Source organism: Paraplanobispora takensis (assembly GCF_016863195.1).
In the GTDB taxonomy this organism is placed as follows: domain Bacteria; phylum Actinomycetota; class Actinomycetes; order Streptosporangiales; family Streptosporangiaceae; genus Planobispora; species Planobispora takensis.
Genome location: NZ_BOOK01000006.1, coordinates 15,494 through 37,932, shown reverse-complemented (window position 1 = coordinate 37,932; position 22,439 = coordinate 15,494). Strand labels below are relative to the sequence as shown.

24 protein-coding genes are annotated in these 22,439 nt (G+C 67.6%); 15 read left to right on the top strand and 9 right to left on the bottom strand.

Annotation, left to right across the window (positions count from 1 at the left end):
* Positions 1-34 precede the first annotated feature (34 nt).
* Together Pta02_RS05945 and Pta02_RS05940 are read left to right on the top strand one after the other, a co-directional pair.
* Entirely contained in the window at positions 35-2,539 is a 2,505-nt protein-coding gene (locus Pta02_RS05945) for a BTAD domain-containing putative transcriptional regulator (protein WP_203873662.1), read from the top strand.
* Positions 2,540-2,724: 185 nt separating this feature from the next.
* Positions 2,725-4,854 carry a DUF6571 family protein gene (locus Pta02_RS05940; protein ID WP_203873661.1) on the top strand — a complete coding sequence of 710 codons (2,130 nt, stop codon included), beginning with the start codon at positions 2,725-2,727 and terminating at the stop codon, positions 4,852-4,854.
* Here Pta02_RS05940 and Pta02_RS05935 read toward each other — a convergent pair.
* Positions 4,849-5,292 carry a hypothetical protein gene (locus Pta02_RS05935; protein ID WP_203873660.1) on the bottom strand — a complete coding sequence of 148 codons (444 nt, stop codon included), beginning with the start codon at positions 5,290-5,292 and terminating at the stop codon, positions 4,849-4,851. The two genes, Pta02_RS05940 and Pta02_RS05935, sit on opposite strands and share 6 nt — an antisense overlap.
* A gap of 90 nt (positions 5,293-5,382) precedes the next feature.
* Here Pta02_RS05935 and Pta02_RS05930 point away from each other — a divergent pair, with 90 nt between their 5' ends.
* From Pta02_RS05930 to Pta02_RS05875, 12 genes are all read left to right on the top strand, one after another.
* Positions 5,383-5,640 (top strand): hypothetical protein, encoded by a 258-nt coding sequence (locus Pta02_RS05930; protein ID WP_203873659.1) that lies wholly within the window; start codon positions 5,383-5,385, stop codon positions 5,638-5,640.
* Positions 5,641-6,397: 757 nt separating this feature from the next.
* Entirely contained in the window at positions 6,398-7,684 is a 1,287-nt protein-coding gene (locus Pta02_RS05925) for an NsdA family TPR-like regulatory protein (protein WP_203873658.1), read from the top strand.
* On the top strand, positions 7,662-8,291 hold the full coding sequence (locus Pta02_RS05920) for a 2'-5' RNA ligase family protein (protein ID WP_203873657.1): 630 nt from the start codon (positions 7,662-7,664) through the stop codon (positions 8,289-8,291). Before Pta02_RS05925 ends, Pta02_RS05920 begins: the two co-directional genes overlap by 23 nt.
* A gap of 1,167 nt (positions 8,292-9,458) precedes the next feature.
* Complete coding sequence (locus tag Pta02_RS05915; protein WP_203873656.1) at positions 9,459-9,842, top strand: hypothetical protein; 384 nt, start codon at positions 9,459-9,461, stop codon at positions 9,840-9,842.
* Between the two features lie 81 nt (positions 9,843-9,923).
* Positions 9,924-10,169 carry a hypothetical protein gene (locus tag Pta02_RS05910; RefSeq protein ID WP_203873655.1) on the top strand — a complete coding sequence of 82 codons (246 nt, stop codon included), beginning with the start codon at positions 9,924-9,926 and terminating at the stop codon, positions 10,167-10,169.
* Between the two features lie 133 nt (positions 10,170-10,302).
* Complete coding sequence (locus tag Pta02_RS05905) at positions 10,303-10,746, top strand: hypothetical protein (protein WP_203873654.1); 444 nt, start codon at positions 10,303-10,305, stop codon at positions 10,744-10,746.
* 115 nt (positions 10,747-10,861) lie between these two features.
* Complete coding sequence (locus tag Pta02_RS05900; protein WP_239129704.1) at positions 10,862-11,725, top strand: ImmA/IrrE family metallo-endopeptidase; 864 nt, start codon at positions 10,862-10,864, stop codon at positions 11,723-11,725.
* 193 nt (positions 11,726-11,918) lie between these two features.
* Positions 11,919-12,224 carry a hypothetical protein gene (locus Pta02_RS05895; protein WP_203873653.1) on the top strand — a complete coding sequence of 102 codons (306 nt, stop codon included), beginning with the start codon at positions 11,919-11,921 and terminating at the stop codon, positions 12,222-12,224.
* A 5-nt stretch (positions 12,225-12,229) separates the two neighbouring features.
* A complete protein-coding gene (locus tag Pta02_RS05890) occupies positions 12,230-12,547 on the top strand; it encodes a hypothetical protein (RefSeq protein ID WP_203873652.1) in 318 nt (105 codons plus the stop codon).
* Positions 12,544-13,230 carry a hypothetical protein gene (locus Pta02_RS05885; RefSeq protein ID WP_203873651.1) on the top strand — a complete coding sequence of 229 codons (687 nt, stop codon included), beginning with the start codon at positions 12,544-12,546 and terminating at the stop codon, positions 13,228-13,230. Before Pta02_RS05890 ends, Pta02_RS05885 begins: the two co-directional genes overlap by 4 nt.
* 78 nt (positions 13,231-13,308) lie before the next feature.
* The gene (locus Pta02_RS05880) at positions 13,309-14,310 is read left to right on the top strand and encodes a DUF3560 domain-containing protein (RefSeq protein WP_203873650.1); all 1,002 of its coding nucleotides are present in this window, start codon (positions 13,309-13,311) and stop codon (positions 14,308-14,310) included.
* Positions 14,307-14,849, top strand: a complete 543-nt coding sequence (locus Pta02_RS05875; protein WP_203873649.1) for an antirestriction protein ArdA — start codon at positions 14,307-14,309, stop codon at positions 14,847-14,849. Before Pta02_RS05880 ends, Pta02_RS05875 begins: the two co-directional genes overlap by 4 nt.
* Before the next feature lie 42 nt (positions 14,850-14,891).
* On the opposite strand, the gene Pta02_RS05870 is transcribed toward Pta02_RS05875, so the two are convergent.
* The 7 genes from Pta02_RS05870 to Pta02_RS05840 form a co-directional block, all read right to left on the bottom strand.
* On the bottom strand, positions 14,892-15,104 hold the full coding sequence (locus Pta02_RS05870; RefSeq protein ID WP_203873648.1) for a hypothetical protein: 213 nt from the start codon (positions 15,102-15,104) through the stop codon (positions 14,892-14,894).
* A 309-nt stretch (positions 15,105-15,413) separates the two neighbouring features.
* Positions 15,414-17,462: a hypothetical protein gene (locus Pta02_RS05865; protein ID WP_203873647.1), complete on the bottom strand. Its 2,049-nt coding sequence runs from the start codon at positions 17,460-17,462 to the stop codon at positions 15,414-15,416.
* Positions 17,463-17,541: 79 nt separating this feature from the next.
* Positions 17,542-19,626, bottom strand: a complete 2,085-nt coding sequence (locus tag Pta02_RS05860; protein ID WP_203873646.1) for an ATP-binding protein — start codon at positions 19,624-19,626, stop codon at positions 17,542-17,544.
* Positions 19,623-20,300: a hypothetical protein gene (locus tag Pta02_RS05855; protein ID WP_203873645.1), complete on the bottom strand. Its 678-nt coding sequence runs from the start codon at positions 20,298-20,300 to the stop codon at positions 19,623-19,625. Before Pta02_RS05855 ends, Pta02_RS05860 begins: the two co-directional genes overlap by 4 nt.
* Positions 20,301-20,437: 137 nt before the next feature.
* The gene (locus tag Pta02_RS05850) at positions 20,438-20,680 is read right to left on the bottom strand and encodes a hypothetical protein (RefSeq protein ID WP_203873644.1); all 243 of its coding nucleotides are present in this window, start codon (positions 20,678-20,680) and stop codon (positions 20,438-20,440) included.
* 26 nt (positions 20,681-20,706) lie between these two features.
* Positions 20,707-21,408, bottom strand: a complete 702-nt coding sequence (locus Pta02_RS05845; RefSeq protein WP_203873643.1) for a hypothetical protein — start codon at positions 21,406-21,408, stop codon at positions 20,707-20,709.
* A complete protein-coding gene (locus tag Pta02_RS05840; RefSeq protein WP_203873642.1) occupies positions 21,389-21,547 on the bottom strand; it encodes a hypothetical protein in 159 nt (52 codons plus the stop codon). The genes Pta02_RS05845 and Pta02_RS05840 overlap by 20 nt, the downstream gene beginning before the upstream one ends.
* Before the next feature lie 62 nt (positions 21,548-21,609).
* Here Pta02_RS05840 and Pta02_RS05835 point away from each other — a divergent pair, with 62 nt between their 5' ends.
* Entirely contained in the window at positions 21,610-21,993 is a 384-nt protein-coding gene (locus Pta02_RS05835; RefSeq protein ID WP_203873641.1) for a hypothetical protein, read from the top strand.
* An 88-nt stretch (positions 21,994-22,081) separates the two neighbouring features.
* Here the strand turns inward: Pta02_RS05835 and Pta02_RS05830 are convergent, their stop codons facing one another.
* Positions 22,082-22,297, bottom strand: a complete 216-nt coding sequence (locus Pta02_RS05830; protein ID WP_203873640.1) for a hypothetical protein — start codon at positions 22,295-22,297, stop codon at positions 22,082-22,084.
* Positions 22,298-22,439: the final 142 nt, after the last annotated feature.

The window sequence follows — 22,439 nt, the reverse complement described above, 5'->3', positions numbered from 1 at the left end:
CGCGGTCTCCGTACGAGCGGTGCGCGTCCTCTGCGTGACGGCCCTGCTCGTGGTGATCGAGGCGGGGATCCCGGCGATGCTGATCCGCTTCGCCGGGTGGCCGCTGCCGACCGCTATCCCCTCTTGGGAGGGCCTCCGGCACGCGCTCATGGGCCCGATCACGGACGACGTGCTGCTCAAGATCCTGGCCTGCCCGCTCTGGCTGCTCTGGACGGCGTTCACGGTCTCGCTGATCGTCGAGGCCGTCGCCGCGGCCCGTGGCGTGGAGATCCACGTTCCGGTGCTCGGGCCGATGCAGACCGTGGCCGCCGGGTTGATCGGCTCGCTGGCCATCACGATCCTGCCGATGGACGCGAGCCCGATGACCGGCCGGGCGGAGCCCTCCATGGTGCCGGTGGCCGCCGCGTACGAGGCATCGCCGCCGTCGGCACCAGTGATCAGGATCAGGCCGGAGCGAGGGTTCCCGCCCGAGCCTCCCGGGAAGCGCGTTCACGTCGTCGAGCGCGGAGACAGCCTGTGGAAGATCGCCGGGAGGAAGCTCGGAAGCGGCGGTAGGTGGCGGCAGATCTGGAAGCTCAACGCCCACCGCGTCCAGGTCGACGGGCAGGTTTTCGCTGACCCTGGTCTCATCGAACCCGGGTGGCGGCTGGACCTGCCTTCGGCTCGGCCGGGAGGGCAGAAGGCGCCGGATGCCGTGCGGGAGCAGTCGCGTTCCGTACGGCCCGCGCAACCGGCCTCGCCTGTGCCATCGCGGTCTCCGGAACCGGCCGTCCGGATTTCCGCTCCGGACGCTTCGGCGTCACCGGAAGCCGCATCGCCGGTCGTGTTCACCGTGGAGATCCCGTCCGGTGGAGTCGTCTCCCTGGCCTTCGCCGCGGGCATCAGCACCGCCTACGCCGCCTCCCGCTTCCACCGCCGCCGCAGGCGGATCGCTCCTCCGGCCTCGGAAGGGATATCGATCGAGCCGGAACCCGAACCCGCCCCGGCCGTCAAGGCGCTGCGCCGCGCCCACCTGCGGACCTACGTCGAGAAGGGCGAGGACCTGCCCGCCGACCGGGAGCTGATGCGGGAGGCGTTCTCCATCGACGTCCCGGACAAGCTGGTCGCCGGCAGACGTGACGATCGCACCGGCGCCGAGATCGAACCCGCCGGGCTGAGCCTCGGTCTCACCGGTCCTGGAGCCGCCGACGCCGCCCGCGCGATCGTCTTGGATCTGCTGCGGCAGGCCGACCGCTTCCGCGCCGAGGTCGTCGTCGGCGCGGCCGACGCTCAGTCTCTCTTCGGCCTCGCTGCTGAGGAGCTGGAAGTTATGGCAGGAGCCATGTCAGGGTTGACGGTCGTCGAGTCTGTGGACGTGGCCGTCGACCGCTTCACGGAGACGCACTTCACCCGGAGCCGAATGCTGGTCGAGCGCGGTGCCGATGACATCGCGGAGCTTCGGGAACGCGACCCGGGGGAGGTGCTGCCCGCCGTCCTGCTGGTCGCATCGGTGAACGATGGGCTCTTCGATCGCGGGGTCGGGGCGATCCTGATGTCCGCCGGCCGGAGCGGGACCGGGGCGCTGCTTCTCGGTGACTGGCCGCCGGGGACGACGTGCGAGGTCGGTGAGGACGGCCTGGTGAGGTCGGCCGAAGGGCCGAAGGGAGTGGACCTGCTCGGTACACGTCTGTTCCGGCTCCCTGCCGAGGACGGGGCCGCCTGCCTCCGCCAACTCGCCGATGCTCATGGTGGCGAGCCCGATGACCTCCCTGATGAGGAAGAAGCGTCGGGTGCCGCCGGGGCCGCTGTCTGGGAAGGGCCAGAGCTGATCCGGCTCTCGATTCTCGGGCGACCGGTGATCCGTGCGCGAGGCCGTACGGAGACGGTGCCCCTGAGTGGCCTGCAACTGCAGCTGTTCGTCTTCCTCGCCCTTCACCCGGACGGCGTGACGCGCGACGAGATCTGCGTCGCGCTCTGGCCGGACAAGGCGGTCGACGTGGGCGTCCACGACCCGCTCCGGCACTTGCGTAACGCTCTGAAGGTCGCCACGGGTTATCAGGACAGGGGCCGACGCGACGCCCCGTTCGTCAAGGCGCACGGCAGGAGCTACCGGATCGACCCGGAGATGGTGAGCGTCGACCTGTTGGATCTTCAGGCTGCAGTGCGGGAGGCGCGTGCCGCCCGTGATGACGAGTCGCGGATCGCGGCGTTGACCCGCGCTGCCGAGCTCTGCCGGGGCGTGCTCGCCGAAGGGCTGACGTGCGAATGGATCGACGAGAAGCGCAGTCCACAGACCAGGATCCAGGCCGATGCACTCAGCCAGCTCGCGGAACTCTGCGAGGAGCGTGATCCGGAGGCCGCCCTGGACGCGCTTGAGCGCATCGTCGTGCTCGATCCGGACCGGGAGGAGACATGGCGTCGCATCATCCGCCTACAGCTCCGCCTCGGCCGCCGTGACCGGGCCCGGAACGCAGCGCTCCTGCTCCAGGAACGCCTGAACGAGATGGGAGTGAGCCCGGTCCCCGAGACGGAGAGGCTTCTTTCGAAGCTTCCGCGCTGATTGCGAGTAGAGGGTGTGCGGAAAAGTCGTGATGAGAATGATCCGAGGCGATGTAACGACGGTAGGAAGAGCGTGACATGAGTGGCACTCTCGGCGTCGTGATCAGGTCCGTAGTCATGCGGCAGGTGCCGGTAACGGTGTAGCGGTCGAGCCAACCTGGGCAGGCCCGGCAATGCCTCGATTCAGTGGAACTGTTCTCGGTCATGGGCCGATATGCGCGGGATGAATTGTCGCTTTCCGTGGGACATACTCTGATTGTTCGCTGTTGTATGTGCCTGTTCTGTGTTTATGGTGAAATGATCGGGATTGCGGTCAGGGGGATCATGGAACCGACACCATCGGGAACGGGGCCACTCTCACCAGACTTCGCCGGGATCGATCCCGGGCAGATGCTGGAGTTCATCTCCGCTCTGGAACGCGGTCGGGACGTGATCGGCGAGCAGTCCGAGCGGATCCGGCAGCTGTTCGCTGCGGCCGGGGTACCCGCGTCCGGCCTGCGGACGATCGGGGAGATCGCAGGCTGGATCGACGGGGAACTGCCGGGCCTGCGGCGGCGCCAGGAGATCGCGCGGGCGACCAACGCGCTGCCGTCATGGGCGCGCGGTTCCCCGCTGGTCGCCTTCGACGAGAGCGCCTACCGCTCTCCCGGGGAGTCCCGGAAGCAGGGCACGGAGCTGGGCAAGCGGTTCAAGGAGATCGGCCCGACCGGCTTCTGGTCCCACCACGCCGACTCCGGCCGTTACGCCGAAGTCCTCAAGGAACTGGACGCCAACAAGCATGACGCCGACTTCACCGCTGCCTTCTTCGCTGCCCTCGGCCCGAAGGCAGCCCTGACGCTCCCCCTGACGTTCCGGCAGAACCTGCACCGGCAGAGCAACCCCGCGGCTCTCAGCCCCGCCGACCCCGGTGACGCGATGCTCCGCACGCTGAGCGAGGCGTTCGGCAGCGCGGTCACCGCGGGGGCGCACGTCCCGGGATTCGCCAAGATTAGGGACGCGGTACGGCGGGCGGAACCGTCTACCGAGGAGCAGGCCGGGGCGGACCTGCTGCTGAGCGCAGGAGAGTTCCCCGCCGAGTGGCTGGCGGGAGTGGCGGCGGCTCGCGGGATGGCCGACCCCCGCAAGGTCTCCCCGGGATTGATGTACGCCCTGGGCAACAACCCGGCTGCCGCACGGCTGGCGATCGAGAAGGTGACCGGGCCGTTCACGAAGGATCAGACGAAACTGAAGGAGTACCTGAAGCAGTTCAACGGCCGCGTTCTCAACGGCCCGTGGCGGGAGGCCGGGGGCGATGCCTTCGGGCGCATGCTCGCCGCCTCGTCGGGCGCCTACGATGAGAAAGACGGCAGGCACAGCAGGGAGGCTGCCGCGTTCGCCTTCACGGTGATGACGACGTTCGGTGATCTGAAGGTGGCCGAGACGGCCCGGATCCATCTGTCGGAGATCGCGGGCGCGTACACCACCGAGATCACCGAGGGTGCCGACATCGGCGACGACAACATGACCGAGCCCAGCGCGCTGAAGCCGGTGACCTCGGCACTGGGGCTGAAGTCGGCGTTCACCCTGAGCCCGCAGGACACCTACAAGTTCATGAAGCTCTTCGCCGACACGGACGAGAATCTGGCCCCGTTCGAGGAGGCCATGGGCCGGTTCTCCCAGCGCTTGATCGACGACACCCTGGCGACAGTCAAGAAGACCGGGGATGTTGAGTCCCTGGATCCGGTGCTCCGTGCGCTGGGCAATGTCCGAGGCTTCGAGGTGGCCGCCGCAGAGAAGGTCCGGGGAGAATTGGACGCGCTCGACGAGCAGGTCAAGAAGCTTCAGGGGTTTGCTCTGGACTCGGCACTCGGGGTGGGTGGCCTGCTCATCGAAGGTGTCCCAGGTCAGCTTGCCTGGCTGGCGCTGAGCACCGGGTTTTCGGGCAAGGATGCGTTCTGGCCAGAGGCTGAGAAGCGTACAGACAAGCTGAACCAGGCTGAGTGGCACACCGCGCTCGGCCGCCAGCACACGTTCGCGCAACTGCTCATGGCCAGCGGGTTCACACCGAAGGTGGCCCCTGGTGAGTATCAGGCCGCCTGTCCGCCGGGCGTAGCCATCGCCGATGCCGACGGTAATCTCCGGGCCTTCCCTGAGCTGCTCAAGCAGGGCAACAAAGGTCTCGCGGCCTTCGAGAAATGGGCCGACGTCAACGGCATGGGCAGTGACGACGAGCTTTCGGTGGGCTGGTTGTCCAGCGGCATGGCGGACTGGTTCGAGAGTGGCAACGGGCGAGGGAAGCACCGTGCTCTGGCTTTCGACCTGTCTGCTGGTTCATGAGACCGGGAGACACTCGGTCTCGCCCCGGACTCTGTAGTCGCCGTGACCTGGTGACTCCAAGATGATCACTGTCCGATATTCCTTGCTGGCAAGCCGAATGGGAGCGTTTCCAGGGTCATCGATGATCTCATAGTCAGCGACTCGGGAGAGTGCGCCATGGAGAAGGCTGTTGAGTCCATCTCCATCGATTTCTGTTGAGGCGGCCCTGCCAATGGAGGCGAAAGTTCGCTTGGCCCTCCCCTCTCCGCAAGGAATGTCACGTCCTCCGGAGTCGGTGATCTTGATGTCCAGGGCATGGCGCTGCTTCATCAGCTCGGTGATGTGGAGCTTCAGGGTCTCGCCGGCCTCGGCGGCGGTCGGCTCTTTTTCGGAGCAGCCGGAAACCGCCAATAATGCCACTGCGCAGATCGCGACGCTCCGCCGCATGAGGCGTGCCATGAAGTCCTCCAAAGCCTGGCCGACTTTCGCTAAATCTCATAATGTCCAATAGATCGGTTCGGTGTACCCGCATATGCAGGGAGACATTTGATGAGTCACCCCGCGGGCGGAGCAGATGATGTGCGGCGCCGCCTCCTGGAGCAGACGCTGGCAGAGGTAAAGACGCGGGTCGAGATCCTCGAAGCAGCGCTCGACCCTGCCCACCGGCAGTTCACCGGCCGGTCGGTTTGGGTCGGCCCGACCGCCCGGCGCTTCGCTGATGACCTCATCGCCCGCCGTGTACGGCTTCGCCAGGCGGCCCAGGCACTCGTCGCCACGATCGAGGAGGAACTCGGCGGCGCCCGATGAATGGCCCCGCCCGCAGCGGGCGCTGAACCCAGGCCACAGCGGCCAGCGGAGTCTCGCTCGATAATCGGCGCAATCGACGGACACTACGAGCGGGCGCACCACTGAAGCTCGCCGTAGGATCACCGGGCGAGGCCCGTCAGCAAGCGCTGCCACCATCCCTGAGCCTCCTGGTGATTCCACCGTCCGGCGTACCACGATTTGGGCGGCCGACCTTGGATGATCTTGCGGATCTGGTAGGCGCCCCCACAAGAGACCAGCTCGTAGACGACCGCCCGGCAGGAGCACGTGTAATCGAGCACGCGGTAGCGGCCGGAGGGCTGAGGCTGCCAGATGAGACGCTCGCAACCTCGCAGAGGTAGGCCCAGATGGATCGCGAGGCCTGGGCATTCCGGGTCCATCGGGTCTTCTTGAAAGTGATCGGCGTGGGTGGGCTTCTGGTATGGAGCCGGGGTTGTCCGGGGCCGCCCCCCGGCTTCACCGGGGTTCGGTGCGGATGCGCCGGGCGGCGGTACCTGGAAGGCACGGTGGAGCCGGGGCCCTCCTACCCGCTGCTCCACCGCGCCGGTCCATGAAGCGGCAGGCAGCAGGCGCTCGCCCCCGTAGGGGGCGGTTGCCTCGTGACTGTGGTCGCCTGCCATCGCGCCTTCCTCGTTCGTGTCACTCTGAGTAGAGGGCCTGCGCCGAGGCGTCGTCACGGGGACAATGGGGGTCACCTGTGGACACCCCGTGTCCGCCCCTCCAGCGGAAGGGACGCGCGATGACGGCTGGTGACGCCCCGGCCTGGGCCGTACGGCTGCGCGCCGAGCGAGAAAAGCAGCTGTGGGCCGTTCCCGAAATGGCCAGGCAACTCCGGCACGCTGCCGGTGGAGCCCTGCCCGACCTCGACAGCCTCGTCCGAATGATCAAGAAGTGGGAGGCCGGGAAGCACCTACCCGGCGAGCGGTACCAGCTGCTGTATGGCAGGGCCTTCGGCATCTCGCGTGAGCATCTTTTCGGCACAGGCGCGCAACCTGCCGAAATCTTGGCGGCACCGCTGGGTGCCGATGAGGTCGCGGACTTCGGGGCGTGGGCCGAAGCTACCAACGTCGGCCCGGGCACCCTCGGCTACTACGCCGGCGCGGTCAACCGGCTCGCCCACGACTACCTGCACCAGCCGCCCGATCCCGTCCGAGTCCGTGCCGCCGAGCTGACCCGCGGTGTGTTCGGGCTCGTCCAGAACGGTCGCCAGCGCCTTGACCAGACGCGGGAGCTGTACGGCTCGGCGGCCAAGCTGTGCGCGTTCACCGCCTGGGCCTGCGGCGATCTCGGTCAGATGCAGGCAGCCGACGCGCACGCCCGCACCGCCATGATCCTGGCTGAGCAGGCCGATCTGCTCCCGGTACGGGCACTGGCCTTCTCGGTGCAGTCCAAGACCGCCTTCTGGGACAAACGGCACACTGAGGCCGCCGTGCTGGCCCGTCGCGGGTATGAGTGCTCGCCGAACGACACCATGAAGGTCTTCCTCGCCTGCCAGGAGGCCGATGCCTGGCAGGAACTCGGCGACGTCCCCCGAGCCTTGGAGGCCCTGCGATCGGTGGATCGGGCCCGCGCGGAGATCGACCGGGATGACGAGGTCGGCGGGTTGTTCAGCTGCGGACTGGCCCGGCAGCTCAACTACACGATGACCGTCCGCCTGCGGGCTGCCGATCCCGCCGCCGCGATCGCCTCGGCCGAGCAGGCGCTGGAGGCCTACCGGCAGGGAGAGGAGTGGGCCTACGGAACCTGGGCGCAGATCCGCGTCGGCATGGCCCACGGCTACCTGCTGCTACGCGAACTCGAAGGTGTCAATACTGCGCTCGCTCCAGTCCTGGCTCAGCCGCCCGATCTCCGGCTGGCGACGGTGGTCACCCGGGTGGCCGAACTCGGTCGGCTCCTGGCGCAGACGCGCTACCGGGATGATCCGCTGGCACGTAGTCTGCGAGAGCAGATCGACGAGTACCGGGCGGGAAAGCAGGCTGTAGGGCGAGGGGAAGGCGGCGCGGGTGACCGAGTCTCGGATGCGTGATCACTGGTGGTGGCGGCCCGGCTGGCGAGTCGGCCGCCGGATGTACACCTTCCACACGACCTTCGACGACCAGCCCGAACTGCACCGCCTCGTCACCGCCTACCAGACGGCCCTGGACGGCCTCGGCGGCCTGGACATCATCCCGCTCAAGTGGCTGCACCTGACCATGCAGGGGATCGGCTTCACCGACGAGGTCAGCACGGATGACGTCGATGCCATCGCGGCGGCGGTCACCTCCCGGCTGAAGGCGATGGAGCCGGTCGAGCTGACCTTCACCCGGCCGGTCACCGACCCCGAAGCGCTCCAGTTCCATGTGCAGCCCGCCAAGGGCATCCGCGAGGTACGGCGTGCGGTGCGTGCCGGGATCGCGGAGGTGTGGGGTGCGGATCGGGTCCCCGACCCTGAGATCTGGACACCGCACGTGAGCATTGCCTACAGCAACTCGGACGGTCCCGCCGAGCCGTACGCAAAGGCCCTGGACAGCGTAGAGGCGGAGCCGGTCACGGTGAGGGTCTCGCAGATCCAGCTCATCGTCATTGACAGGGACGAACGGCTCTACCGCTGGGATACGCATATGGGTGTCCCTCTGGGGCCCAGCACGGACTGAGTGGATTCGGCTTGGGTTTCTGCTGCTCGCCTGGGATCGCGACGCAGCAGAAACCGGATCGCCTATCCGTCCCGATGGGATCGGCCAAGAGGATGCCGTAGGCGGTTATGCCGCCTTCCACCGCCATATCTTCGCCGTGTACCGCACGCACTTGTAACGCTTGGCGTGCGCGCGTGCGTGCCGGGAGTACCCGTAGCCGCCGTGCTGGTAGGAAGCACAGAACGCGCCAGGTGAGACGCAGTCCCAGTGCTTGCCGTGTTTGTAGATGTAGCGGCCGTCGGGCTGCTTCTTGGCGCACCAGCCCGCTGCCGTGTGAGTCGCCGTGGCGGCGGACGCCGCGGAAGTGGGGGCGAGCAGGAGCGATGCCGCTGCCAGTACCGATATGAGAACTTTGCGCATGGATGAGCACTTTAATGAGCACTCGTCACGATATGGATACATGATCTGTTATTGATCATGGCTTCTATGTCCACGGGTGGCGTTGGCAGGGATTGAGTCCTGGCGGCGAGAAGGTCGCGGGATCATGGGGCTGCCGAGGGCGGACCCGCCCTGTCTGGCTGGAGCTGACGCCATGGCGCCGGCTCCAGCCCGTTGCCGATCTTGCTGTAGATCGGAAAGGCGTCTGCTGTCCCTGCGGTACGTCCGGCTCCCCAGCCTCGACCACCAATACGATCACTACTGGCCGCGGCCTGCTCGCGCTTATCGCTTTGGCGGGCGGCCGTGGAGCATCCTGCTGATCTTGCCGGACATGTCGGTGCTGAGCCTTGCTCGTGATCAGCAGCTTTCCGATCTCCTTGCCGGATGACTGCCCGGTTTCCTCTCCTGCTTAATCCGGAGAGGGTTGCTCTCTTGTGGGGCCAGGTGGGAGCCGGGACGCCTTCCGGGTTGGCGGCCCCGACTGGTAAGCGAAGTCCGCTATCTCAGAAGGGGAATGATTTGCCACCCCCATTCCCCTGAATTCTTTCCGGTTAATTCGCACCCCAAGGTATTCGGCTCGATTTATTTAATCACTTCTATCTGTTCGCCATTTGATGTGATGTCGTTATGGCCAATACGACGCCTCTGACCTGCGGAAACTCGTTAAATTACCCTCCGGAACCACTTGAATTCATGCCGTGATTGCGGTTCAATTGAAGTAGCAAGAAAGAAGGTCGGAGGGGAGAAGAAATGGTCACCAGTGGATGCGGGATCGGAGATCTGACGGTCTCCGGTGGCGGTCGGGTCATGCGCGTGATCGCCATCGACGACGCGGGGCCGGACACGGTCACGCTGGTCCCCGATGCCGATCCCGGCGGCGACCGCGAGTACAGCAGGACGATCTTCCTCGTCCCGCTGCCCCGCGACGCCGAGACGATCACCTGTCACGGCTGTCTGAAGAACACGCATCTGTGGATCGACGCGACCCAGACCAACCGCTCGTCCGGGGCGCGGATGCGGCTGATCCGCTGCTCGCGCTGCTTCGCCGACGCGCAGCGGGTCCGGGACTGTGAGATCCACGCGCACAGCTCCACCGTCCGTCCCGCCGACCTTGAGCCGCGCGGCTGGTTCTGAACGCTCATGGTGGCGCGCGAACCGCCGCGCACCGCGCGCCCGCCATGGCCGCTCAGCCGTACTCACCCGAAGGAACCGAACATGACCAGTTCTCAACTTCCGATCGCCCAGCGGCATTACGAGATCGTCATCACGCGAAGCGAGTTCATCCCCGGTGTCGACGTCATCGAGATTCCGGGCGCGGGCTACTGGGCGTCGGAGGAGTCCGCGCGGGAAGCGCTGGCCAAGCTCAAGCGCGGAGAGTGCCCGATGACCCACGAGACCGAACCCGGTTTCGATCCGGTGGCGTGCCCGGTCTGCGGGCGGATGGAGCAGACCGCCGAGTGACCGCACCCGCCGTCCCCGCCACACCCATCGCGCGGCGGCCGTGAGCTGATCGACTTTGGCGGTGCGCGTCCCGTCTCGGGACGTGCGCACGCCATGGGCAATCAGCCCCACCCCATCCCTTTCAGGAGTCGTCATGGTGATGACGCATGCCCTCACGCTGCCCGCAGGCTGGATGATCTCCCCGCGTCTGGTCCCCGCGTGGCCGATCGACGGCGAGCACACGCTTGAGATCTGCCCCGCCGGTCGCACCGATGAACAGCGGATCCGCTGGTCCTACCGGCTCACGCGCGGCAAGCGGACGATCTTCGCCGGAAAGGACATCTGCTCCGGCATGCGTGCCGAACCGACGACACGCGAACTCGGCAGCGCGGCGCGGACGGTGCTGTCCTATCTCACCCTCCGCCCCGGCGACACGGACGCCGAATACTTCGACGGCTACACCGCAACCCAGATGGCATGGGCCGAAGCGTACGCCGAAGAGTTGTCGGCCTTCGCGATGGATGGCATATGCGGCTACTGCGGAAGCGAGGACCACGTCTCACCGCTCTGCCCGGACATGCCGGACCACGGGCGGTAGCCGTACGCGCCCCGTGATCTGAGCGGTTCTGGTGGCGCGCGTCCCCGTGCCAGTACGCGCGCACGCCACGGCCGATCAGCCGATTTCCCCATTCTCGCCAGGAGGTGATCTCGTCATGCCCTACACCAAGCTGACCCCGGAGGAGCGGCGCGAGCGGGCACAGGCCGCGCACGCCGAACTCACCGGCGCTCTGGAATCGCTCATGACCGCCGACGGCTGGCGGGCCATGATCCAAGCGGGCGCGTGGATGCGCCGCTACACGCTCGCCAACCTCATGATGATCATCCGGCAGTGCCCGGACGCCACGGACGTACGGCCGCTCCGGGAGTGGAACAAGACCGGTCGCCGGGTCCGCAAGGGAGAGCGCGGCATACGGATCTGGGCGCCCCGGATGAAGCGTGCCGAAGAGGAGGAGACCTCCGGAAGCGGAGAGAGCGGCGATCCGGCACAGCGCATGCTCGCGGGATTCCTGCTGGTCTCCGTCTTCGACATCGCCCAGACGGAGGGCGCGCCGCTCGCGGAACCCGCCGACGCGCCACGCCCCGAACGGCTCACCGGTGAGGCCGTGCCCGGTCTCTGGGAGGCGCTCGCCGTACAGGTCCGTGCTCTGGGATTCGAGGTGGAGCGGGGAGACTGCGGGCTCGCCATGGGCCGTACGGAGTTCGCCGCGCGGACCGTGCGTGTACGGCCGGACGTCGACCCCGCCCAAGCGGTCAAGACCCTGGCACACGAGCTGGCGCACATCCTCTGCGACCACGAGAACCGCGACGTCCCGCGCGAGCTCAAGGAGGTCGAGGCGGAGTCGGTGGCCTGCGTCGTCGCCGCGGCGTGCGGCATGGGCACACTCGCCTACTCGGTGCCCTACGTCGCGGGCTGGGCCGGTGACCTGGAGACGGTCAAGGACTCCGCCAAACGCGTGCTCGCCGTGGCGAACCGGGTCCTCACCGATCTCGACCTCCCCGCCCAACAGGCGGCCTGAGCTTCCCCGGCGGTGCGTACGGCACGCCGTACGCACCGCCGGACACCAGACACGACCCGAGAGGAGGCCTCATGGCCGCTCAGAGAACCCGGGTCACCCGATGCCGGAGAACCGAGAGCTTCCAGCGCGGCAGGTACCCGTCCGGCGCGAACGAGGGCGGGACGGGCGCGGAGCGCGGAAAGGAGCACCGATCGTGAATGCCCGATGGTTCGGCCTGTGGTGGGGCGGCAACGGCTACGGCCGTCCCGCCGATGAGGACCTGGAGGAGTTCGCCTCCCTGGAGGAGGCCAGGTCCAAGCTGCTGGAGCGCTACGCGCACGGCTACTGGCTGCGGTCGGAGTTCCGGTACGTCCACCGCGACGGGCCCTCGCAGGTCCTGTGCCCGTGCGTCTCGGAGGACACCGAAATCCTCCTGTACGGCTCCGTGACCGGTCTCGACTACCCCGACCGCCGCGTGTTCCTGGGAGCCCGGGGCGGCGCCCGGGTCGAGAGGTGCTGATCCGCATGAGCCTCAGAGAACAGCTCGACGGCGCGTTCCTCGTCATCGACGCCGGGCGGCTCACCGCCGGAGACATCCTCATCCGTCCCGCCCGGCAGATCACCTCCGTAACGGTCACCGCCACCACGCCCGGAGGAGCAACCTCCTTCGGCTGCGGCGACAAGGTGAAGATCTTCCGCCCGAGGCCGTCCACCACGGTCGAGGAGTGCCCGCAGTGCGGCGCTTCGGCCGGGGAGCCCTGCGATCCCGCCTACTGCCTGTCCCTCGCGTTCATCGACGACGCGGCGGACGAGGTTTTCGGACCCGAAGGAGAACAGTCATGATGATTCCCGGTCTTCGTCCCGACCCCTCCGCCAGCACGTTCCTCGTCGTCGACGGCGCGCGGCTACTGCCCGGAGACGTGATCCTCCGTCCCGCACGGCAGGTCCTCAAGGTCACGCCCGAGGGCGTCGCCATCGGCTCGGGAGAGCCGGAGCACTTCGCCCCGGGACAGCGCGTCGCGGTCTACCGATCGCGGCTTCCGATGCTGTTCACCTCCTGCGAATCGTGCGGCAGCCCGCCCGGGGAGCCGTGCAACCCGCTCTGGTGCGCGTGGCTGGTGGACGTCGAGGAGGAATCTCGCAGTGACCTCCGGCTCCGGCTGCACTTCCGGATCTGGCGGCGCTTCCGCTTCACCATGCTGACCGCGCCCGAACTGTGCGCGAGCTGCTACGCCCCGGCGGTCGTGGGCTACGTCGCCGACGGCTACCTCTGCCAGGGCGCGTGCGCCGATCACCTCCGGCACCTGGTCTTCGTGCTGTTCACCGACCGCGCCGGTACCCGGCGGGTCCGGTTGCCGTTCGGGCTCCTGGCCACCGTGGCCGATCGCGACCTGGCGCGCCGTTTCCGGCGGCTCCGCCGCAACCCCTGGGCTCGGCTGCGTCTGGGGCTCGTCGAAGGGCTGCTACGGCTCCGCGCGGCGGTGGCTGTACCGCCTTCCGAATTCGAGGAGGACGAGGAGGAGTGAGCCGCTCTGGTCGGCCCCGGTCGCCCGCAGTACGGCTGGCGCCGGTCATGGCCGCTCACTTCGAGGAGGGACAACGCGATGGGCATCGTCATCACGCACACGCGCGCCGAGGGCACGATCGTGGAGGGTACGCGCAAGGGCGACGGAGCGAAACCGATCCTGCGGCGGCACGGGTTCCGCTGGTCCGGCTACGTCGGCGCGTGGATCATCTACCACTCCCAGGACGGGCAGGCGCAGACCTGGAAGATCAACCCGTGTGCCGAGGAACTGCGCGCCGCCGGGTTCAGTGTGGAAGTCGTCATCGACGAGGACAAGCGGCGGACCTTCGCCGAAGCGGAGGCCGGACGGTACGAACGGGCCGAGGACCGAGCCGGACGGTTCGCCGACCGGGCCGACCACGCGGCGGACCGGTCGGAGGCGGCCTGGCAGGGCGTGAAACGTATCGCCGACGGGATCCCCTTCGGCCAGCCCATCATGATCAGTCACCACTCGGAGGCCCGGGCCCGACGTGATCAGGAGCGGATTGACCGGGGCATGCGCCGTTCGGTCGAGGAGGGGAGAAAGGCCGGTTACTGGACGGGCCGTGCGGAGGCCGCAGAGAACTACCGGCGTCACCGGGAGAACGTCCCAACCACGCTGCGCCGCATCGAACGCCTGGAGGCTGACAAGAGGGTCTACGAACGTGCCCTGGCCGGCGACTCCACCCATGGTTGGGACGCCCTCGGCTCGCCTGATCAGGCTGAGGAGATCCGGCGGCGCGTCGCCGAGATGGACGAGGAGTTGGCGTACTGGCGGGAACTGGTCGCTCAGGCCGAGGCCGACGGGGTCAAGATCTGGAGCGCCTGTGATTTCCGTAAAGGGGACTTCGTCCGGTACGGCGGGACCTGGTTCGAGGTGGTGCGGGTCAACAAGAAGAGCCTGACCGTACCCGCGTTCATCGCCGGGGCGGGGCATCGAGTCCTGCGAGCGGCGGATTCTCCGTACTCCTGGACCGACCGCCTGCCGTACGACAAGGTCACCGGGCGCAGGTCGGCGGAGGAGATCCAGGCGGGGCAGCGGGAGAGCGAGGCCGACCGATGACCGGGGAGGAGACGGTGCCTGTTCGGCCGCGGATCTATGCGGCCTGCCTCGCTGCCTACAGTGCCGGCAGGTCGCATGGCCGGTGGATCGACGCGTTACAGGAGCCTGCCGAGATCTCCGCCGAGATTCGGGCCATGCTCGCGGCCTCACCCGTTCCCGGTGCGGAGGAGTGGGCGATCCACGATCACCAGGGCTTTGGCGATGCTCTCGTCTCCGAGTTGGAGACGGTCGAACGGATCGCGGCGATCGCCGCTCTTCTCCGCGACTATCCGGCTGCGGTCGTCGCGCGCTTCGTGGACGGCTCCGGCGCGGGGCTGGCCGGTGAGGCACTACGGGAGGCGTTCGAGGACGCTTACGGCGGCAGCTGGGAACATGCCGAAGGGCTCGCACATGACGTCCTGATCGAGGACGGCGAGGTCAGCGAGCGCCTCGCCCTGTACCTCGACTATGACCGGCTCGTCCAGGACGAAGAGATCAACGGCTCCTGCGATCTCGTCAAGGATGGCGACCTCATCCACATCCTGTGGAAGAGACGATGAGATGCCCTGCAGGCCGCTCACCGGTGCCCGCGGAGGCTTCGATCAGGTCCGTCGGAGGTCGTTGAGCCTGGCCCGGGCTCGTTCCTGGTCTTCGTCGGTGAACAGCTCGGCGAACTCCTCCTTGATCACGTGTGCCTCCACGGAGAGATCCAGCCGGCCGTGACGCCAGAGGGTCTCGAACCTGTCTGAGGGCTGGTCGCTCCAGAGAAGCTGCCTGGCCGTCGCCAGGCCGCCGCGCTCGCTGACCATCTGCATGAAGCAAGTGGAGTGCTGACGGGTTCGTCGACTACCTCGCAGATCACGTTGCGGCTGTTGAGGCTGACCACAAGCAGGTTCCGGTCCCAGACATAGTTCGGCGTAATTTTGCTGATTTCTTTTAGAATCTAGGAACATTGTCTGTAATGTAAATATCCATGGCAGATTCCTGGAGTCGTCGCCTCTCGCTCATCACCTCAGGGGATGATCTTGAGCAGCGTCATCACTGGCCAGCCTCACCGCGCTGATGGCGACTACCGTCGGCGACCAGGCCCCCGTGGGCCTCGCCCTTGCGAACCTCGGGCGATTTTAGCGGGCCGGGGTCTGCAGCAGGGACGGGTTTTCCCGGCCGCCCGGGATGCGGATGGTCACCACCTGGCAGGCTTCGGATTGCCCGGGCTGCTGTACGTTCTCGATCCAGATGCTGTCGAAGAGGTTGACCGTGCCTTCGGCGTGCTCGGTCTTATCCAGGACCAGCAGGATCGCGAAAGAGGCGTTGGTGTTTTGGTATTCGGAGGGCTGGGCCGCGTATTTGCGTAGATTGTCCTCGCTGGCGTCCTCTTCTTCGATCTTGCATTCGACGTTGAACCGGACCGGGCCGAAGGAAACCAGGACATCGACGCGTCCCCCGGCATGGTTGATCACTTCGGCGTCCACGACCTGAAAAAGCGCCGACAGTTTCACTACCTCGTAGTAGTGCTGGTGAAAGAGGTCCTCGTCGACTTTCTGCTTCTTTTTGGCCTTATCGCGCAGGCGCAGGAATTCGGTGTAGGACCCCCCGAGGTCGCGACCGATGTTGTAGCACAAGAAGGCGTATCGCACGGTCACCTCCAACAAGACCTGGAAGGAGTCGGCGATGCCGGGAACCCAGTCGGCCGATTGCTGGAGCTGACCGATGAGGCGGTCCATCAGCCGCCCGACCTTCGGATCGGTGACGGCGGCGATGACGTCCTCATGGGTACGCAAGGCCACCTCCAGCCGGTCCAGCGCCGAGGCGGGCATGGTCTGGAGGGCGTGGGCGAATTCAGCGGCGGTGAGGGTCTGTGCCAGCAGATGCCAGCGGCGTTCTTTTCCCGGGCCACCTGCCTGCAGGCCCGCTTGCGGTGGCTCGCCGGGGGTGGTGCGCTCGTGCAGGGCGGCGCGCAGCCGCAACGCCGCAGGATCGCTGCGCAGGGCCTCGTCGTTGTCCAGCGCGTAGTGCAGGAAACGCAGCCGGCTCTCCTGCCGCAGGAAGGTGTCCTCCACCGCCGGGATCACCAAGGCCTCCACAATGGCGGCGGTGGGGGTGTCCTTCACGACCGTGACAGTCCGGTTGGCGGTGTAGGCGCGCAACAGGGCGGTGAGAATGGTGTGGCCGTCGCCGTACCACGGGTCGTCATCGGCCATGTGCAGAGCGGCGGCGTTGAGGATCGTGGTGAGTTCGGCCCAGGCGGCGATGTCGCTTTGGCGCGGCCCGGCCCAGGCGGGGGCACGCGTGTGGTAGCGCCAGGCCCGATAGTGCTGCAGGGCGCTGTGCAGGGCCGCGGCGGCGGCCGGCACCCGCCTTGCGGCGTCGGGGCCGCTGAAGGTCAAGGCGGCATCGACGGCGGCGTGATAGATCCGGGCATCGAGCCGCTCTGCGGCGTGGGTGATGAGCTCGGCCAGCCGCCGGCGCACCTCCACCAGATGGTCGATCATGCTGGAGTGATCGCGGGCTTCCAGGGCGTCCCGCAGATGGGCCAGCGCCAGCTCGAAGGCGGCGTCGCGGCAGGTGCACTCCAGCGCCAAAAAGCGCTCCAGCGCCTCACGCAGCCCGGCGCCGCGATGGTGGGCATCGAGGATGCCCACCATCCGGGGCAGGCGCACCGCGAACGGCTCGGGAAGAGCGGCCACGTCTTCAGTGATGGCATCCAGCGCACCGAGCAGCTGGGCGGGCCGGACGACTCCGGCCAGACAGAGCTGGAGCAGGCACTCGGCGGCCTCGGCACCGATCAGGGCAACGGCCGGGTCGTCACCGGCGCCTTGGGCGGCATACAGCCGGTCGATGAGCAGCCGGGGCAGCGCCGCTCCCAGCGCACGCGCCAGATCAGGCCGGGCCACCAGGGCATCGACGGCCCCGGCGAAGGCGGCGTGCCGCTGCTGCTGGCGTAGCCCGCGCAGCACGGCCTCCTGCAGGAGCGCGTTGTCATCCGGGGTGAGCCGTTGCTGGTGGGCGGCCGCCTGCAGGAGGTAGGGCAGGAAGGGGCCGAGCGCCAGGTGCTCGGCCGCCGCCCCCACCACCGCCACCCCCCCAAGGTCGTTCACCGTGGGGCCGACACGCCGTTGGGCGGCCGTGGCGCGAGCGGCCCAGTCGGCCAGATGCCGATCGACCTCATGCACGCTGGCCTCCCTTCCTTTTCTGGTAGCCGCTTCGGGTGTCGGGATTCACATCCGCCCTGGTGACAGGGTAGGGCGAGCATTAAAACAGGTAGCGGTCGCCGGGCCCAGTCACGATACGGTCTGCGGTAAAGACCTTCCACACCGCGTCCTCGATCGATGTGATCACAAGCTGGACCCCGGGCACGTTCAGCGCCGTCTCATACAGCGCCTGCAAGACGGTGTGGGCGTCGCCGGGAACGACCTCCTCGGCGGTGGGCGCATCGATGAGCAGCAGGCCCGGGTGGGACATGATGCCGTGCTCGCGGCCTACCACGATCATGCCGATCACCGTGGCGATCCGCATCCGCAGCCGCTCGCCGGGGCTGAACCGGGCGAAGGGGTGGCTGACCCCGGACTTGCGGGCGTTGACCTTGCCGGCCAAATCCAAGTTGACGCTGGTGAGGTTGGTCACCCCGAGCCGCTGCGCGATCGTGACGATCTTTTCGTTGAGGTCGGCGAACAGCGCCTTGCTGTGCTCACGGACGACCTCGCTGATCACTTCGATCGCGGTAGCGATCACCTCCTCTTGCGAGATCTGGTCGATGCTGTCGGCCGGGGCGGCCGCCTGGAGGACGTAGCCGCTGACGGCCGCCGGCAGCGCGTCGGAAGCACCACTGGCCACCCCCAAAGCGCCCTCCAACTGGTGAACCTGGCGCCGGGCCTCCTCCAGGGCGGTGAACCAGTCACTGGAGCGCGCCGCCTGCAGGCGGGCGTGCGCCTGCTCATGGGCGATGCGGCTGGTCTGCAGGGCGGCGGCCGCCTGCGCCACCGCCTGGCCGGCGCGCTCCTGCGCGGCCCGTGAGGCCTGCTCCCGGGCATCCAGGCGCTGCAAGGCCTGAGCCTGGGCCTGGGCGTCCTCCTGCAGCTCGGGCAGCGGGCGCGCGCACACGGCGCAGCGGTGCTCGGCGTGCTCGGCGGCCCGCCGCGGCTCGTCGATCTCATGATCGCAGCGCGGACAGGCTTCGGGATCCAACGCCCCCAGCAACAGGCGCGCCGCCGCGCTCTGCCGGGCGCTGCGGGCGGCGCGCCGGTCCTTCAGATGGGCTTTACGGGCATCGGCCAGCTGCTCTTGCGCCGCTGCGTGCCGGTCCTGCTCGGCCGCCACCTGGCGAGCCGCGGCATCAGCGGCGGCCAGCAGCGCGCTCAGGTCCGGCTGGCCGGCCTCCAGCTCGTCCAGGCGGGCCTGGGCCCGGGCCAGGGCCTGGCGAAGCGGTGCCAGCTGCGCGGCACGCGCCTGGGCATCCTCATCGGCCCGGCGCTGAATGCGGCGATCTTCCTGGGCGTCCTGTTTTTGCGCGGAGGTCAGCTGGGTGAGCTCAGCGGCGTAGGGCACGTCGAGGAAGATCTGCAACAGTTTGGCCGGCAGCTGACCGAAGGCGGTGGGGCCCAGCAAGATCTTGTCGCGGCCGGCGTTGAGCGCGATGGCGTAGTAGAAGGCAGACCAGGAATGCAGCTGTTCGCTGCTGTCGCGGTGACCGTCGGCATCGGCGGGCGCGTTGGGCTCGGCCGCCCAGGTGGAGATGGGCCGCAATCCCAGCCGATCCAGCATGAACCGCTCGATGAGCGCCTTGACCCCGGCGGGCGGCGCGCTCGCCGCGATGCGCACCCCCGGCCCTTGCTCCTCTTGGCCCGCCAGGGCGAGCAGTTGCTCGATGGTGTCGGCGGTGAGCAGGCTGACGCGGGGACGCTCGGGACGCTCGAAGGTCAGACGGATGGAGGCGGCAACGCCGGCGACCTCCACATCGGCGCGGATGTAGGAAAACCAGCCCGGCGTATCCGGACGGCGGTATTCCTCGACGCTCTCGCCGCGCAGCGCCCAGCTCAAGGCCCACAGCAGGCTGGACTTGCCTGCGGAATTGACTTTGCTGGCGATCGCCCAGGGGCCGGGGGTGAGCGGGATGTCGATGGCGAACGGGCCGTCGTTGTCGGTCGTGCCCTGCTTGGTGCCCTCGCAGTACAGGCGCCGGACGCACAACTGCCGACGCGCGGGCAGCGGGCTGCTGAGCCTTACCCCATGCTCGGCCAAGATCGCGCGTACCCGGTCGGCCTCGAGGCCCGGCAGCTTGTCGGCGATGGCCGCATACAGCTCGCCCTCCGCAGGGACCGGTAGGTTCGGAGCACTCACGCGGCAGTCCCCTCATCGGTGGCGGCGCGCAGCCGGGCGAGCCGGGTGCGGGTCCGGTCGGCGATCGACGGGATGATCTCCCCCAGCGGGGTCTCGGCGTAGTCACGTTGCAGGTACTGCCGCCGACGCAGGGCCAGAGCTGAATGCCCGGTTCCGTCGGCCAATGCCTTCACCAGCAGCGCCCGCTCGGTATACCAGCGCAGCTCAGGGAACTGCTCGACCGCTTGGGTGGCCACCGCGCGGCCTTTGGCGGTCAGATAGTAGGTGTCTTGCAGGACGCGCTGGGCGCTGCGCCGATGGGTGACCACCAGCAGCCGCGGGGCCACCAGAACGCTCAACGTGCGATCCAGTGCTTCGAAGGCGCCGAAGAGGTAACGCAGCATGGGAATGGCGCATACTTCCGGCTCGTCCGAGTCGAGGATGGTGCCGGCCAGGTCGAGGAGAACATCCTCATTGCTGCGCTCGTAGTCATTGAGGAGCTCATCGGCCAGATAATCCGGATTCCGCAGCCAGAAATCGAGTTTTTGCAGTCGGCTTTCGGCGTGCAGAACAGCCACGGCATTATCAGGCGCCGACGTCTGGGCGACGCCGTCCAGGTCATCGGCCACTGCCGCGATCAGCAGGAGGATGCGGATTGCGTCCGAAAACCGGTCATCCTCGTAGTCTTCATCCACTCATATAACGTAAGCAAAAGAGCCATTGAAGATCAACCTGTTAGGCAATCTTGTTCCCCTTTTCCACCGGGCGTCGCTACGGCCGGCGGCGTCGAGCAGCTGTAGGATCGCGGCCGGGTCCGCCATGTAACCGCCGATCACGCGACGTGGCTCCGAGCGGCGCGGTAGGTCACAGTCTTACAGACCTTGGCCGTCATCCCGGCCGGGGACCCGAGGGCATAGTGACCCGATAGCGAGGATTGTCCCTCGGGTTCCGGGTCTTTCCGCTGCGGGAATCTGGGAACCCGTCGCCTTCGGGTGGCGTTGTAACCGAGTTCGCGCTTGGCGGTGAGGTAGATGTCCACCATGGCGCGCTCGAACCATCGCTCGGTGTCGTTCATGGCTCAGGATCCCCCAGAGCCGGGCCTCACGTCTTGCGGCGCCGGGCGAATCTCCACCCCGCAAGGGCGAGTACGGCGACGGCCGCCGTGATCGCGCCGATGGCGGCCCACGGCGTGGTAGCCGTTTCCCGGGAGGGGGTGGCCGGAGGGAGAGAGGTGGTGGGTGCCGGGCGGCTGGCCATGCCGAGCGCGGCGAGCAGCTCCGCGGTGAGCGGCTCGCCGTTCTGCACCCCGTCCTCAGCCCGCAACGGTCGATCGCCGGGACGGACCGGCTGGTTTCCCGCGCACAGCGAGGTGTTCAGCGGCACGCCCGGATCGATGGCGAGCAAGCCGGATTCTTTGTCCGAGGCGAACACCAGGTACTGGGATCCGACCGTGAAGGCATAGCCGCACGAGGCCTCGTTAACGTTGGTCGCCACCTCGAACTCAGCGGCAGGTCCTCCCTTGTAGATCTGATCGGGCCGGAAGCGGTACACGACCGGCGGGGTGGGTCCGAGCCGATCGCCGGAGACGTGACGGACGCCCGTCACCGTCCCGGTGAACACGGCCGCGGCGTGCTTCATCTGTTCTGCCGGTTCCAGGGGAGCACATCTGCAGACGCAGGCTGCAGCGGGAGCACCCACGACGACGGTGGCCAGGAGCAGGAGCACGACGAACAGCCGGTGTCTCATGCTCCCACCACGTATTCCCGTCGACAGCGGTTCGATGTCAGAACGGTAGATGCTCAAGAGCGGCCTTCGAGACGGCGCCCTTCAAGGCGGCCTGCAGGTCGTGCATCACGGTCAGCCAATAGAGCACCAGCAAGGTGTGGAACTCCGGGATGCGCATGCGGCGGTGAGCCTGTCGACAGCCGAACATGATAGTCACTTGACGTAGCTAAATAACTACTTAAAGTAAGTGTCTTGGATCGGCAAACAACCGGAGGACATATGACAACCCCCCTCGCAGGCAGGACGGCCGCCGCGCTGGCCGTCGGACTTTCCCTGATCTCGGCCGCACCGGCATCGGCGGCGACCGCCGGATGGAGCGACACCTACGCGCACGGCAGCGTGAGCGTGCCCGCCGACCGCTCGACGATCAAGGTCTGCGACGGCAAGGTGGACAACCTCGTCTACAAGGTGATCTGGCACAACGACAACCCCGTCGACGCCAGGGACTCCTTCGTCGTGCAGGCGCCGCAAGGCCGCTGCGCCACTGACAGCTCCTGGCTCGGCTCGGTCATGGTCTTCAAGCTCTGTCACGGGCGGATCGGCTCGAACAACCGAACCACCTGGGATGCCTGCAAGGCGCCCGTCTGGCCGGGCCGTCGCTGACCGACCTCACGCCGTCCTGGCCGGGACGGAACGGGAAACACGCTGGCGGCCTTCTCGACGAACAGAGCGGGCCGTCGGCATGCTCGTCTCAGGGCTGATCACCGCCGAAATCGCTCTGAATCTCGCCCTGCCACTGCTCCACCACGGTCTTGATCAGGGTGGCGAGACCCAGCGCGACTCCCGCGATGATGGCGGTGATGATCACCCACTCGACGGCCGAGGCACCGTGCGTCGGAGCCGTACGCGCACGACGAACACGAACGGCCAGGCACGTCTGCAGGTAAACGATCCAGGGGTGGGTCACGGACCTCAACGTCCTCCACTGCCGGGAAGGCATGCGAGAGCACGGGGACGCAGCTCGCACACGATCTTCACAAACCATACGTCGCCTTACATAGAGTCACCACTGACGCGCATATTGTGGTGGACGCTGTCACGGGCCGTAG

Excerpts from the sequence above, each read along its gene's own strand:
- Pta02_RS05925 (WP_203873658.1), top strand. The coding sequence starts at position 6,398 with ATGACGGCTGGTGACGCCCCGGCCTGGGCCGTACGGCTGCGCGCCGAG.
- Pta02_RS05905 (WP_203873654.1), top strand. The coding sequence starts at position 10,303 with ATGGTGATGACGCATGCCCTCACGCTGCCCGCAGGCTGGATGATCTCC.
- Pta02_RS05890 (WP_203873652.1), top strand. The coding sequence starts at position 12,230 with ATGAGCCTCAGAGAACAGCTCGACGGCGCGTTCCTCGTCATCGACGCC.
- Pta02_RS05935 (WP_203873660.1), bottom strand. The coding sequence starts at position 5,292 with ATGGCACGCCTCATGCGGCGGAGCGTCGCGATCTGCGCAGTGGCATTA.
- Pta02_RS05880 (WP_203873650.1), top strand. The coding sequence starts at position 13,309 with ATGGGCATCGTCATCACGCACACGCGCGCCGAGGGCACGATCGTGGAG.
- Pta02_RS05870 (WP_203873648.1), bottom strand. The coding sequence starts at position 15,104 with ATGCAGATGGTCAGCGAGCGCGGCGGCCTGGCGACGGCCAGGCAGCTT.
- Pta02_RS05910 (WP_203873655.1), top strand. The coding sequence starts at position 9,924 with ATGACCAGTTCTCAACTTCCGATCGCCCAGCGGCATTACGAGATCGTC.
- Pta02_RS05835 (WP_203873641.1), top strand. The coding sequence starts at position 21,610 with ATGACAACCCCCCTCGCAGGCAGGACGGCCGCCGCGCTGGCCGTCGGA.
- Pta02_RS05900 (WP_239129704.1), top strand. The coding sequence starts at position 10,862 with ATGCCCTACACCAAGCTGACCCCGGAGGAGCGGCGCGAGCGGGCACAG.
- Pta02_RS05875 (WP_203873649.1), top strand. The coding sequence starts at position 14,307 with ATGACCGGGGAGGAGACGGTGCCTGTTCGGCCGCGGATCTATGCGGCC.
- Pta02_RS05850 (WP_203873644.1), bottom strand. The coding sequence starts at position 20,680 with ATGAACGACACCGAGCGATGGTTCGAGCGCGCCATGGTGGACATCTAC.
- Pta02_RS05915 (WP_203873656.1), top strand. The coding sequence starts at position 9,459 with ATGGTCACCAGTGGATGCGGGATCGGAGATCTGACGGTCTCCGGTGGC.
- Pta02_RS05930 (WP_203873659.1), top strand. The coding sequence starts at position 5,383 with ATGAGTCACCCCGCGGGCGGAGCAGATGATGTGCGGCGCCGCCTCCTG.
- Pta02_RS05885 (WP_203873651.1), top strand. The coding sequence starts at position 12,544 with ATGATGATTCCCGGTCTTCGTCCCGACCCCTCCGCCAGCACGTTCCTC.